Annotated in this window: 14 protein-coding genes and 1 tRNA gene; 8 read left to right on the top strand and 7 right to left on the bottom strand. The window is 29.8% G+C overall.

All coding sequences use genetic code 11. From position 1 onward, the window contains the following. Nucleotides 1-51: 51 nt before the first annotated feature. Nucleotides 52-1,038, bottom strand: a complete 987-nt coding sequence (locus AB8U03_RS06380) for a phosphatase PAP2 family protein (protein ID WP_369703709.1) — start codon at nucleotides 1,036-1,038, stop codon at nucleotides 52-54. A gap of 490 nt (nucleotides 1,039-1,528) precedes the next feature. On the opposite strand from AB8U03_RS06380, the gene AB8U03_RS06375 reads away from it, so the two are divergent. Beyond that, nucleotides 1,529-2,089 (top strand): ECF transporter S component, encoded by a 561-nt coding sequence (locus tag AB8U03_RS06375; RefSeq protein ID WP_369703708.1) that lies wholly within the window; start codon nucleotides 1,529-1,531, stop codon nucleotides 2,087-2,089. A gap of 116 nt (nucleotides 2,090-2,205) precedes the next feature. Here AB8U03_RS06375 and AB8U03_RS06370 read toward each other — a convergent pair whose 3' ends face one another. Then, nucleotides 2,206-2,367: a zinc-ribbon domain-containing protein gene (locus AB8U03_RS06370; RefSeq protein WP_369703707.1), complete on the bottom strand. Its 162-nt coding sequence runs from the start codon at nucleotides 2,365-2,367 to the stop codon at nucleotides 2,206-2,208. Between the two features lie 405 nt (nucleotides 2,368-2,772). Here AB8U03_RS06370 and AB8U03_RS06365 point away from each other — a divergent pair, with 405 nt between their 5' ends. From AB8U03_RS06365 to tyrS, 3 genes are all read left to right on the top strand, one after another. Further along, nucleotides 2,773-3,921, top strand: a complete 1,149-nt coding sequence (locus tag AB8U03_RS06365; RefSeq protein WP_369703706.1) for an AlbA family DNA-binding domain-containing protein — start codon at nucleotides 2,773-2,775, stop codon at nucleotides 3,919-3,921. A gap of 139 nt (nucleotides 3,922-4,060) precedes the next feature. Continuing rightward, nucleotides 4,061-4,471: a hypothetical protein gene (locus AB8U03_RS06360; protein ID WP_369703705.1), complete on the top strand. Its 411-nt coding sequence runs from the start codon at nucleotides 4,061-4,063 to the stop codon at nucleotides 4,469-4,471. 215 nt (nucleotides 4,472-4,686) lie between these two features. Continuing rightward, entirely contained in the window at nucleotides 4,687-5,907 is a 1,221-nt protein-coding gene (gene tyrS / locus AB8U03_RS06355) for a tyrosine--tRNA ligase (protein WP_369703704.1), read from the top strand. A 77-nt stretch (nucleotides 5,908-5,984) separates the two neighbouring features. Here the strand turns inward: tyrS and rimI are convergent, their stop codons facing one another. The 4 genes from rimI to AB8U03_RS06335 are packed head-to-tail and all read right to left on the bottom strand — an operon-like array spanning nucleotide 5,985 to nucleotide 8,962. After that, nucleotides 5,985-6,434, bottom strand: a complete 450-nt coding sequence (rimI, locus tag AB8U03_RS06350) for a ribosomal protein S18-alanine N-acetyltransferase (protein WP_369703703.1) — start codon at nucleotides 6,432-6,434, stop codon at nucleotides 5,985-5,987. Next, entirely contained in the window at nucleotides 6,427-7,140 is a 714-nt protein-coding gene (gene tsaB, locus AB8U03_RS06345; protein ID WP_369703702.1) for a tRNA (adenosine(37)-N6)-threonylcarbamoyltransferase complex dimerization subunit type 1 TsaB, read from the bottom strand. Before tsaB ends, rimI begins: the two co-directional genes overlap by 8 nt. 4 nt (nucleotides 7,141-7,144) lie before the next feature. Next, a complete protein-coding gene (gene tsaE, locus AB8U03_RS06340) occupies nucleotides 7,145-7,600 on the bottom strand; it encodes a tRNA (adenosine(37)-N6)-threonylcarbamoyltransferase complex ATPase subunit type 1 TsaE (RefSeq protein ID WP_369703701.1) in 456 nt (151 codons plus the stop codon). 57 nt (nucleotides 7,601-7,657) lie between these two features. Next, nucleotides 7,658-8,962: an HD domain-containing phosphohydrolase gene (locus tag AB8U03_RS06335; protein WP_369703700.1), complete on the bottom strand. Its 1,305-nt coding sequence runs from the start codon at nucleotides 8,960-8,962 to the stop codon at nucleotides 7,658-7,660. 373 nt (nucleotides 8,963-9,335) lie between these two features. On the opposite strand from AB8U03_RS06335, the gene AB8U03_RS06330 reads away from it, so the two are divergent. Then, nucleotides 9,336-10,274, top strand: a complete 939-nt coding sequence (locus AB8U03_RS06330; protein WP_369703699.1) for a metal ABC transporter substrate-binding protein — start codon at nucleotides 9,336-9,338, stop codon at nucleotides 10,272-10,274. A gap of 71 nt (nucleotides 10,275-10,345) precedes the next feature. Continuing rightward, nucleotides 10,346-10,421 (top strand) — tRNA-Trp (locus tag AB8U03_RS06325). Between the two features lie 75 nt (nucleotides 10,422-10,496). On the opposite strand, the gene AB8U03_RS06320 is transcribed toward AB8U03_RS06325, so the two are convergent. After that, nucleotides 10,497-11,171, bottom strand: a complete 675-nt coding sequence (locus tag AB8U03_RS06320) for an NAD(P)H-dependent oxidoreductase (protein WP_369703698.1) — start codon at nucleotides 11,169-11,171, stop codon at nucleotides 10,497-10,499. A 304-nt stretch (nucleotides 11,172-11,475) separates the two neighbouring features. On the opposite strand from AB8U03_RS06320, the gene AB8U03_RS06315 reads away from it, so the two are divergent. Continuing rightward, nucleotides 11,476-11,862, top strand: a complete 387-nt coding sequence (locus AB8U03_RS06315) for a MarR family winged helix-turn-helix transcriptional regulator (protein ID WP_369703697.1) — start codon at nucleotides 11,476-11,478, stop codon at nucleotides 11,860-11,862. Between the two features lie 12 nt (nucleotides 11,863-11,874). Continuing rightward, nucleotides 11,875-12,381, top strand: a complete 507-nt coding sequence (locus AB8U03_RS06310; protein WP_369703696.1) for a GNAT family N-acetyltransferase — start codon at nucleotides 11,875-11,877, stop codon at nucleotides 12,379-12,381. Nucleotides 12,382-12,431: the final 50 nt, after the last annotated feature.

Genomic DNA, 12,431 nt, shown 5'->3' with positions numbered 1-12,431 from the left:
AATAAAAGGCCCTAAGTGAAATACTTAAGGCTTGTATGTTTTTAAAATAAATTAGTTTTTCATAGTATATAAATAATAATTTTTAACGTAAATGGGTTTGCTTTTTTTATAATAGAATGCATTTAATGGTTTTTCAAGTAATATTTTAGACTTGTCCAATATAAAATCTGATAATTTTACAGTTACATATGCCAAAATCATTCCAGCGATTACATCTAGTACCCAGTGAATTTCAAGATATAAAGTTGAATATATTACACTTAGGCAGAAAAAGCCAAATACGAATTTGAATATTCTATTACGCTCTCTAAGTGCTAGCAGAAACATGGCAAAACATATGGATGTGTGCATAGATGGAAAACAATTGAGCGTAATACCAGCAGCAGCTTGAGGACCTAAGTGTCTAGCCAATCCATCAGGTTGTCCAAGTACATACCATACTTCCTGAAGATGAAAAGTAAGATAAAATGGAGTTATTAAAAATATTTGTAAAATATGAGCAGATAGTGTATATTGAAGCATTTTCTTAAAATCCTTAATCAGGGCGGATCTGTATATTGCGAATAGAACAGGCAGTACAAAACCATTATTATATACCATTCTAAAAAACCAGGTTAAAGTTTCTGACTTGTATATTCTTGCAAAACTGCCATCATTAAAGGGTATTTTGCTGAAAATAGGATTCAAGTTCACTATTACACTCTTGCTTATTTGCCATCTCAACATCTTTCCCCAAAATTCGTATCCATGTTCATTTATATAAAATATAAACAAGAAAAAAACAGAACATAGCAGTAAGAATGGAATTAATTTAATATCTTGTCTAATATCTGAATAAGCAGTAAAACATATTAAAACAAGCATAAACATATATATCTTACTAGTTAAGCTAATGGACAAATAAGGTACCAGGTGTAGAGCCCTATGTAAAAAAAACAAACCTATAAGCACAAAATAATATTTGTTTAGCAATTCCCAAAGTTCTGCCCCTATATATTTTATTGTTTCCCCTATATTTTTTTCTACAAGTTTCTGCATAAAATTATAACCTCCCTATGTACAAAATAAATTATATCACGAGTAAAACAGTAAGTATACAAAATATTTAAGGACAATTTGATTTTTAAAATACATAAGGAAATGAATGAAAAAATTTAAAAAATTGTAAGATTATACATGTTTTTTTCTAATAACCAATATATCTATTATAAAAACGGAAATACACACTAAAAGTAAAATATTTATGGATAATCCTCCTGTTTTTACTATTAATGCAATTAAAAAAAATATCAATATAAGGCTGCAGAGCCATTTGAAAAATATCATCATTTTCTCCTTTTAAATTTATTTATCAAAAGTATTCCTTATGGGCAAACTCCACCTGAAACTAAGAATCACTTTATCTATAAATAGTATTACCCTTATGAGACAAAGTTATTAAAAGCCAAAATGTACCCATACATTTTGACTTTTTTACAAATATAAATATAATAGTACTAACTTATAATTAAAGAGGGGATTGACCGTAATGGAACAAAAAAAATTAAGTATTAGCGATTTAAAAGTTCGGGATATGATTCAAGTAGCACTTATGGCTGCGGTAACCTATATTGCTACATCTGTAATTAACATACCAACAGGGGTTGTGTTTAAAGGAGTTGTACATCTTGGGGACAGCATGGTACTTTTAGCAGCTGTGCTGTTGGGAAGAAAAAAAGGTTTCTTATCAGCTGCCATAGGAATGAGCTTATTTGACATTCTTTCACCTTATGCCATCTGGGCACCTTTTACATTTTTTATAAAGGGTATTATGGCATGGATTGCAGCCACCATTGCTTATAGGGGAGAATATAATGGAGAAAAGCTGTGGAATAATGTGTTAGCATTTATTATAGCTTGTATTTGGATGATAGCTGGATATTATATGGCTGGAGTTTTAATGATGCATTATGTAACCAATATAAATTTCTCACAGGCATTTGTTTTATCAGTAGCAGAAATTCCGGGGAATATTGCACAGAGTATTGTTGGAATAGCTATAGCACTTCCTCTGGCAAAAGTCTTAAAAAAAGCCAATTTAGTCAGGTGATTGTATAAATGTTCATGTAAAATAAGGTCATACAAAGTTAAAAACTTTATATGACCTTTATCAGTCCTATAATTTGTATAATAGGCAAAAGAGAGGCAAATCCTCTCTCTTTATTTCTATCTTCTCATCCTGTTCTTTTCAGACTTTCTCTTTTTCCTGCACTCTGGACATCTTACAGGGTCGTTTTCAAATCCTTTTTCTTTATAAAATTCTTGTTCACCTTCAGTAAATACAAATTCTTTTCCGCAATCCTTACACACAATTGTCTTATCTGCCATTTAAATAAACCTCCTTAACCAGGACTAATTTTATTCTTGATAATCTACCTCCTAGGGTTAAGGAGAATATAGTACCTTGAAAAAATTTGACCTAATATACATAAATATTATAATTAGAGTAAAACTCTAGATTTATTATACCATATTCTAATAAAAAAGCAATGTTTTAGAAAAATATTGCTTTTCTAGATTCATTGGTATCACTAAAATACAACGGATATAGCGGTGAGTATTATTTCAGATTTTATTAATAAATTAAGGTAAAATATGGATAAATTAAAATATGTCAATTAGCAGTGGGAATAGAGTATAATTAATTTATATAGATTAATTATGGAATTTTAATAAAAGTAGTATGTAATAAAAGACAAAAATCATGTGTATAATAAAGTTGAGGTTATCTTTATGAATATAAAAAAGTTTCTCAATCTATTGAAAAGAATAGAAGGGCCTAAATTAGATTTTAAACAATGTATGAATATTGAAAATGATAGTGGAAGAAAGGAGCTGGCCAAGGATATATGTGCTATAGCTAATTCCAGAGGGGGTAGGGGCTATTTAATAATAGGAATTGAAGATAAGAGTAAGAAAGTACTTGGTATTAGTGAAATAAATTTTAGTGAAGAAAAAATACAACAGATAGTTAGTTCCAGAATTGATCCTCCAATACCTGTTTCACTTGAAATTTTACAGTATAACGGGAAAAATATAGCTATCATAAATATATATGACAGCCCTCAAAGACCTTATCAGATGCGGGATAATGGGGCCTTTTATATAAGAAGAGGATCAACCAACGATACTATGCGTAAACAGGAGATAATTTCTGCTCTTCAGGAGAATTTAAGTATAAATGTGGAATTGTGCCCCATACCCCATAGTGATTTGAATTGTATAGATGACGGTATAGTAAGAAGATATTTTCTATCACAGGGGATAGATATTACTGATGAAAATAGAGTAGAGTTAATGGAAAATGCTTCAATAATATATATGGATAAGAATTCCGGACGATATATGGGCACTTTAGGCGGGTTGTTGGTTTTTTCTAAAATCAATAATGTATGTATTCCACACAATATGATAAAAATAGTTAATAAGATTAATAGAAATTCAAAACCTGTTAGTATAATTCAAGGAGATTTGATTTCTATGATGGATGAGGCAGAGAAGATAATTAGAAATGTTATAACTATAAAATCATATCCTGTAGAAGTGGTGAATGAAGGAATAAGAGAAGCTATAGTATATAGGGATTATTCAGATTTCTCTAGAGGAATAGAGATTGTATTGGGGTATAACAGCATAGTGATAACTAGTCCTGGTATTTTAATAAATAGAAAGAATACAAATTTTTATAATTATATAAATAGAAACATGTGGATATACGAGAAGATAATAGCTCTAGATACCTGGGAAAGATCTCTGAGCATTGCGTCTGGTTTTAACAGGATGCGAAAGGAATTTAAAAATAAGGGAAGAGTTAAATTTGTAAATTCCATAAAAGACCATGATTTCAAGGTGGTTTATCCTGGCATTAAAAATTTTAAATGATAATACTGATCTGATAATGTAAAAATATGTAGTAATTTTTATAATAAATTATATATGGAACTGTTGAAAAAATATTCTGAACATTATATAATCTAATTATAAGGATGGCATCTAAATATCAAATTAAGGGGTGATAAAGATGATTCATGTATTTTGCAGCAAAAGAGGTTCAGGAAAAACTAAAAAGTTGATTAGTTTGGCCAATGAAAAGGCAATGATAGGAAGGGGTCATATTGTTTATGTAGATGATGATAAGCGACCGTTATGTCAGCTGAATAGGGAAATAAGGTTTATAGCTACAAGCGATTTTAATTTAAAAAAGATGGAAACCTTTTATGGTTTTTTGTGCGGCATACTTTCAGAGGATTATGATATTGATACAATTTTTATTGATGGATTGTTCAATATTATAGATGGGAATCTTAAAGATATGTCGCATTTGTTTTATGATATTGAAAAGTTGTCAGTAGAATACAGAGTGAATTTTTATATAAGCATAAATGAAGAGGAAGAAAAAATACCTGAATTTATTATGAAGTATGTAGCATAGTTATAGCTGCATTATTGATGAGAAAACAATTTTATCTTTTATATAGTTAAGACTGGAAACCTTTCCGGTCTTAATATTTTATTTCTGCAATATAATTATTGTTATAAGATTTATATCTTGATAATATATGGGTACAATATTGAAAAAGATGATTTTTAAAGATATACTATAAATTATAGTAACTGTACTGATTATTTGAAAGGTAGGGATTTGGATTGACTAATGTTTATGACATATTATTAGAGCGTGGTTACATAAAACAAACTACTCATGAAGAAGAGATAAGAGAATTATTAGGAAAAGAAAAGGTAACATTTTATATAGGATTTGATCCGACTGCAGATAGCCTTCATGTAGGACATTTTTTACAGATGATGGTTATGAGTCATATGCAGAAAGCTGGTCATAGACCTATAGCATTGCTGGGCGGTGGCACAGGTATGGTTGGCGACCCAACTGGGAAAACCGATATGAGAAAAATGCTGACTCCGGAACAAATACAGCACAATGTGGATTGTTTTAAAAAACAATTTTCAAAACTTATAGATCTTGATAATGGAAAGGCCATAATAGAGAACAATGCCAAATGGTTGTTGAATTTGAATTATGTTGAATTTCTAAGAGAGGTAGGAGTTCACTTTTCTGTAAACAAGATGCTTACAGCAGAATGTTTTAAACAGAGACTTGAAAAAGGATTATCCTTTCTTGAATTCAATTATATGTTAATGCAGGCTTATGATTTTTTAGAATTGAACAGAAGATATAACTGTGTACTCCAATTTGGAGGAGATGATCAGTGGTCAAATATAATTGCAGGAGTGGATCTGATTAGAAGAAAAGAAAAAAGACCTGCTTTTGGAATGACTTTTACTCTTCTAACTAAAAGTGATGGTAAAAAGATGGGAAAAACTGAAGGCGGAGCTATATGGCTGGATAAAGAAAAAACATCACCTTATGATTTCTATCAGTATTGGAGAAATGTAGATGATGCTGATGTGGAAAAATGTCTGGCGCTTTTAACTTTTCTTCCAATGGATGAAGTGAAAAGACTTGGATCACTTCCAGGAGAGAAGATAAATGAGGCTAAAAGGATACTAGCTTATGAAATAACTAAAATTGTACATGGGCAGGATGAGGCTGAAAAAGCAAGAGAAGCTGCAGAGGCTTTGTTTGTTGGCGGGCAGGATATGAGCAGTGTACCTACAGTAGAAATAAATAAAAGTTCCTTAGGATGCTCTATAGTTGAACTTTTAGTCAATTTACATATACTGTCATCCAAGAGCGAGGCTAGAAGACTTATAAATCAGAATGGTCTAACTGTAAATGATAAAAAGGTTTCAGATCCCAATTTTATAGTTACAGAAAGTGACTTTAAAAATAGTTATATGCTTGTAAGAAGGGGTAAGAAAAATTATAATCGAATTGTGATTAAATAAATAGAAGCTGTTTTATATACCCAAAGTGGTATATAAAACAGCTTCTATTTATTTAATTATTTTAAATCCCATATAGTTCAAATGTCATATTTCCACATTATTAGAGCATCTTCTTTATTATCTGCATAATATTCTTTCCTTATACCTTCTTCTACGAATCCATACTTTTTGTAAAGATTTTGAGCAATCAAGTTAGATTTTCTAACTTCTAAAGTCATACTGGTTATAAATTCAATTTTACATATTTCTATAAGTGCTTCCAAAAGAAGACTTCCGGTACCTATCCCCCTGTATTCAGGATGAACTGCTATATTTGTTATATGTCCTTCATCCAATATGCGCCACATGCCTGCATATCCCATTACTATACCGGATTTTTTGGCAACTACATATTTTGCAAGAGTATTATTTTCAATTTCTTTCTCAATGGATTCTCTGGACCAGGGTATAGTAAAACACAGATTATTTATTGCAAATACGCTGTCAATATGTTCTGATTTTAAAGGACATATTTCTATATCAATCATTTTTATAGGACTCCAATTTTTTTTCATATTCTCTTTCTGCTTGAGATTTTCTCAAATAGACAGGGGCAAATTCATACAGATCATCTTTGAAACCAGAATCCAGGAGCTTTAATCCCAATTCACCTAATGAGGAAGCTTTTACTACGTTTAAGTGTATAGGCGCAAAATGAACGTCTTTTATTTTCGACATCAGCTTCTCCTTAAATTTTGGCACAGCATCTCCTAGAAAATATACAGGTTTATTATGATGATTTAATAGTTCAATTAAATCATCAATGGGAATAATCATATATTTGCTTGTAATATTTAAATTATCATTTTTAAAATTATAAAGTGCAGTATATACATTCCCTCTAAGAGCATCCAATATGGGACATATAATTCCGGGAGTATAGCATAAATTGTAAGCCAGGGCATCCAGAGAGGATACTCCTATAAAAGGCTTTCCGGTACCCTGACTTAATCCTTTGATTACAGCAGCTCCTATTCTAAGACCTGTAAAAGAACCAGGGCCCTTGGAAACAACAAATCCATCTAAAGAGTTGATATCTATATTTAGATCTTTTAAAAGTTTATCTATTATAGGCATTAGAACTGTAGAATGTTGTTTTTTGTAATTGAAAGTAATTTCACCAAATAATTTATATTCATCTAATATAGCACATGTTGCCGATTCAGTAGAAGAATCCAAACTTAAAATTTTCATATTTCTATTTTAACTCCTTTATATAATCATATCTATTGCCATGATATTTTATTATTATTTTTCTAAAATCAGGACCTTTTTGGGGAATTTTATAAATATTTATCCATATACACTCCTTTGGTATTAGTTCTTTTATATAATCAGCCCATTCTATGACACTTACAGCATCGCTGAAGATATATTCATCAAAACCTATTGCTGCTATTTCGTCTATATCATTAACCCTGTATACATCAAAGTGAAAGAGCTTTAACCTGCCCTCGTATTCATTTACTATTGTAAAAGTAGGGCTTGTTATAGGATCATCTATTTTAAGACCTTCTGCAATGCCTTTGGTAAAATAGGTTTTACCCGTACCAAGGTCACCTGTAAGACAAATTATATCACCGGCATTTAACATACTTCCTAATTTTTTACCTAAATCAATGGTATCTTTGACACTGTCTAAAATATATTCCAATTACTTCATCTCCCAGATATTTTATGGTATGGTATTAAAACAGCAAATGTTAGTATCTCATATTTTATTTCTATTATAGGAAGCAGCTATATATTTTTTAGAAGAACCTGAAAAAGCAGATACAACTTCTTTTAAATAATTTAATGCATTGGCACATATAAAATTTTGAGATACCATGTTATCCATTATATTAAAAGTCTTTTCAGTGCAGAGGCCTTTTCTATAAGGTCTATCTTCTGTAAGTGCTTGATATATATCACATACTGCCATAATTCTAGATTCTTCGGAGAGATCTTCTGCTTTTAAGCCACGAGGATATCCTTTACCATTTAATTTTTCATGATGATTTGATGCCCATTCACTTATATTTGGTATGCCATCTATTTTATCCAGAATTATTTTAGTATAATAAACATGGGATTTTATTATATTAAATTCTTCATCTGTCAAAGAATCATTTTTATCTAATATATAAAGAGGAATAGCTAATTTCCCTATATCGTGAAGAAGACCTGCAATTTTCATCTCACGACATTTTTCTTCAGAATATCCAATATGATTTGAAACTACATAGGCCAAGTTTGCTATGCCTTTGGAGTGAGTTGCAGTAAATTTACTCTTATTATCTATTATATTTGCAAATATAATAGATATATCCTCAAATTCTTCTATACCCATAAACATTTTTAAATTAGGGTGCATTTTATCTAATATAAAGCTAGCAAAAGATATATTCTGAAGATTGAGCCAAAACATATCATGCATTGCACTTTTTAAAAAGGCATTTACAATTGTCTCGGAAAAAATTTTATTACAATTATTTTTAACCCATTTTATAATATTATCCTTTTGCTCAAAGTTAGACAAACTTTCATTATACAATATTTCTATTAAATCGGAAATCCTTATTATTTGACTTTCTATGGGGATTTCATTTTTTGATAATCTCATAGGTCCACTGCCATTAAAATTTTCATGATGGTACAATATTATATTGGATAGATTATCGAATAAAGGAAAATGATTAGTTATCCTAGCACCAATTTCACAGTGCTCTTTTATAAAGAGATCTGCAGAATGGCTTTTAGAAAGAAAATTTGATGCTCCTATATCGTGTAGCAGTGCTGATATATAAATTCTGTATTTACAGTTTTCGTCTAGGTTTAAATGATTAGCAATTTCCAGTGATATATACGTAGTCCTTTGAGAATGATGCATAAATTTATGGTCTGAATAATTTACATTGGTTATATTCTCAATAATAGGATCATTCCCGGGAAAATCGTTGTATTTGGAACTTATCTGGGCTAAATCAAGAGCTATTGACATAGCCCTTATTGTTTTATCAATACTAACTCTCATGGTTAAACCTCCATTTAGTGGTATATTAACGACATATATAATTTTATCACAATAAAATGAGCTGATAAACATATTATGATTAAGTATATAAAAAATGACATATAAAACTATAAAAGTAATTTGCAATGTTAAACTACTTTATGTAAAATATATTTGTTATTATTTATTTTATCCGATGGCTGCCATTGCTAACACCCCAGCTTTATAAAAAGGGGATGATAAGCATTGCTATGCCCCATATAGGTCTTTCTAAAGGTTTGGTGGAGGAAAGCATTTCTTATGAGAAAGCTCCAATGTACCAAAGAATCACTTGATAATAAATATGCGATGGCAATTGTATAATACATTTTTATTTTAAAATGTAGGGAGAAAGGTGAAAAACTTGAAAAAATTACTGAGCTTAATTATACTTTTTTTTATAGTATTTTTTGCTGCGTGCAGTAATAAAAGTTATAATGATACAAGTGAAGGTGTTAGTAAATTAGCTGTGAGAAAAGATATGCAGTTAAATATAGTAACCACAGATAAACTTTTATACAATATGGTAAAATCTATAGTTAAAAACAGGCATATAGTAGAATACATGTTCAATGATAGGCAAAGTGAAATAAATTTTAAATTTACAGAAGATAGTGTGAATAATATATCTAAAAAAGATCTCTTTTTTTATGTAGGAGCAGGTTTTGAACCCTGGATAGATAATTTTGTGGATAAATTAAATAAGAATAAAGTTGGAGTAACCAATGTCTCTAGAGGAGTGAAGCTTTCAAACTATAACAAGGTGGTAAAATATAATGATACAATTTTAAAATACAATCCATATTATTTTACCAATATTGATAATTATAGAATAATGTTGATGAATATAAAAAATGCACTTCAAGATAAGGATCCGCAAAATAGGGATATTTATGAGAAAAATTTTTCCGATACATTAAAAAGTCTTGACGATTATAAAAATAATTTGAAATCTGTAGATGATCAGCTGAGCAATTACAATTTTATTGTAGCAGAAGACCAGTTAAGCTATTTTGCAAGGTATAATAATTTAAATGTTCTAGAAATAAATCCGGGAGAAAGCGGTAGTATAATTCCCACAGATCCCATTGCCAAACAGAACTTGGAACAAAGGTTAAAAAGCAGCAATATGGTATTTTTATATAATGATGAATCCGTGTTAAAAAATAATGCTCAGGTATTGAAAAATTATAATATAAGGGCCGTAAAAATAGAGATTTATAATGGCAATTTCACCTATGAAGAAACCCTTAAATACAATATCAATAACTTGGAAAATATTTATAAAAGATAAAGACAAGACACAAAACAAGAGATAAAAAACTTGCAATTTGTTATTTTATGTTATATAATAAATATCGTCTTAGGGGTATAGCTCAATTGGTAGAGTAGCGGTCTCCAAAACCGTTGGTTGTAGGTTCGAAGCCTACTACCCCTGCCATTGGAAAAGCCTGTGAATTTAACAGTTCACAGGCTTATATGATATTGATTTATTAAAATGAGACAATAAAAATTATTATCTGATCCATTCAACTAGTTTATCTAAAGATGGTCTGGTTTTAGGCCTTGGTGCTTTTTTCCTATATCCAAAAGCCACCATGCAGGAAACTCCGAATTTTTCTCTATCCAGTATTCCTTCCTGAGATAAAATTTCTTCTACTTTATCCCTGTTAAAACCTTCTATAGGACAGGAATCTATTCCTATAAGCGCGGCAGCCGTCATCATATTTCCAAGGGCGATATAAGTCTGTTTGCATCCCCAGTCGAACATGGCCCTGTCATTTTCCAATAATTTAAAATCATTTTTCTGAAAATTTTCGTAACCCTTCTTTCTTTTATCAATTACATTCTGAGGTAATTTTTGAACATTTTCCATAATATATGATATATATTTGGAGCTATATATCAAGTCTGCAGTTTTTCTCGACAATATTACTATAAAGTGGCTTGCATCGGGCAGCTTAAGTTCTGCTCCCCAGCTTACAGGTGATATCTTTTGTCTTATCTCAGCATTTTGAAGTATTAGAAATTTCCATGGTATAAATCCAAAAGAACTAGGTGATAATTTACCTACTTCAAGAATATAGTTGAAATCATCATCTGAAATTTTTTTTGAACCATCGAACTCCTTGCAAGCGTGTCTGAAACTATATGCTTTTAATACTTGTTCTTTAACATTTTCATTATCCATAATAATTATCCTTTCTTATTTGTAAATTTAACAATAAATTTGTCCGAATGCAAAATACAAAAATATTTTATATATTTATTATACTTTTATTTTAATAATAGGAAAATAAGATACTGGATATTTAAAAAATATAATTGTAGATGAGTAAGCAAGCTTATAATAATATAATTGAACTTTCAACTAATATGTGATATCATATATATAGTTGAAAGTTCAATTATATTTGTAGGAGGTGAAAATTATAACTAGCCTAGATAGTTATATATTGAGAGAGATAGGAGCTTTATCTCGTTGTATTCATTTCATGAGCGATGTGAAGTTTAAAGAGATAAAGCTACAAAAAGGTCAGTTTATGTTTTTAACCAGAATATGTGAGAATCCTGGAGTTAATCAGGTGGATTTGTCAAATCTTTTAAAAGTAGATAAAACAACTACAACAAAAGCCATACAAAAACTCATTGAAGCTGATTATATAAATAGAGAAAGAGATGATGTTGATAAAAGGATGTGGAGACTTTATCCAAGTAAAAAGGCGCTGAACATATATCCGGTTATTATTGATGAAGAAAATAAATATATTCAGGTTTGCTTCTGTAATCTCAATGAAAGGGAAAAAAAATCGGCTTATGAATTAGTAAAAAAAATGAGAGAAAATATTGAGAGTATCTGGAAAAAAGCAAAAAATTTTTAGGAGTGATTATATATGATAAGAAAAGCAAGTATGAGTGATATAGAAAATATAATGAAAATTATAAAGAAGACCATTGAAGAAATGAGCACATACAACAATACTCAATGGGATGAGAATTATCCACGAAAAGAGGACTTTATAAATGATATTCGAAAAGAAAATTTATTTGTATTAGAAAGGAAGGAAAATCTGGCTGGTTTTGCATGTATTAATAAAATAGAACCAGCTGAATATGGTGGCTTAAATTGGACATTAAATGAAAGTACCATGATTATCCATAGAATGGCAGTTGATTTAAATTATAGAAGAATGGGAATTGGTACTGAATTGTTGAAATTTGCTGAAGAATTTGCCTTGAAAAATAATATCAGATACTTAAAAACGGACACATATTCAATAAATATAAAGATGAATTCATTATTTAAAAAGTGCGGGTACGAATTTATTGGGGAAATAAATTTTCTGGGAAAGGAAAAACCATTTTATTGCTATGAAAAAATATTAGTTAAAAATAAATAGACTATTAATAAATAGTCATTTCATTTAAAAAGAAATTATAAAAGGCAAGA

Origin of the sequence: Clostridium moutaii (genome assembly GCF_041205085.1) — a bacterium.
Classification (GTDB): domain Bacteria; phylum Bacillota; class Clostridia; order Clostridiales; family Clostridiaceae; genus Clostridium_B; species Clostridium_B moutaii.
This window is presented reverse-complemented; position numbering and strand designations above follow the sequence as displayed.

Bases quoted from the DNA above. Each gene is read 5' to 3' on its own strand.
- AB8U03_RS06375 (WP_369703708.1), top strand. From the start codon at position 1,529: ATGGAACAAAAAAAATTAAGTATTAGCGATTTAAAAGTTCGGGATATG.
- AB8U03_RS06320 (WP_369703698.1), bottom strand. From the start codon at position 11,171: ATGGATAATGAAAATGTTAAAGAACAAGTATTAAAAGCATATAGTTTC.
- rimI (WP_369703703.1), bottom strand. From the start codon at position 6,434: ATGATTGATATAGAAATATGTCCTTTAAAATCAGAACATATTGACAGC.
- AB8U03_RS06335 (WP_369703700.1), bottom strand. From the start codon at position 8,962: ATGAGAGTTAGTATTGATAAAACAATAAGGGCTATGTCAATAGCTCTT.
- AB8U03_RS06315 (WP_369703697.1), top strand. From the start codon at position 11,476: ATGAGCGATGTGAAGTTTAAAGAGATAAAGCTACAAAAAGGTCAGTTT.
- AB8U03_RS06365 (WP_369703706.1), top strand. From the start codon at position 2,773: ATGAATATAAAAAAGTTTCTCAATCTATTGAAAAGAATAGAAGGGCCT.
- tsaB (WP_369703702.1), bottom strand. From the start codon at position 7,140: ATGAAAATTTTAAGTTTGGATTCTTCTACTGAATCGGCAACATGTGCT.
- AB8U03_RS06380 (WP_369703709.1), bottom strand. From the start codon at position 1,038: ATGCAGAAACTTGTAGAAAAAAATATAGGGGAAACAATAAAATATATA.
- AB8U03_RS06360 (WP_369703705.1), top strand. From the start codon at position 4,061: ATGATTCATGTATTTTGCAGCAAAAGAGGTTCAGGAAAAACTAAAAAG.
- AB8U03_RS06310 (WP_369703696.1), top strand. From the start codon at position 11,875: ATGATAAGAAAAGCAAGTATGAGTGATATAGAAAATATAATGAAAATT.
- AB8U03_RS06370 (WP_369703707.1), bottom strand. From the start codon at position 2,367: ATGGCAGATAAGACAATTGTGTGTAAGGATTGCGGAAAAGAATTTGTA.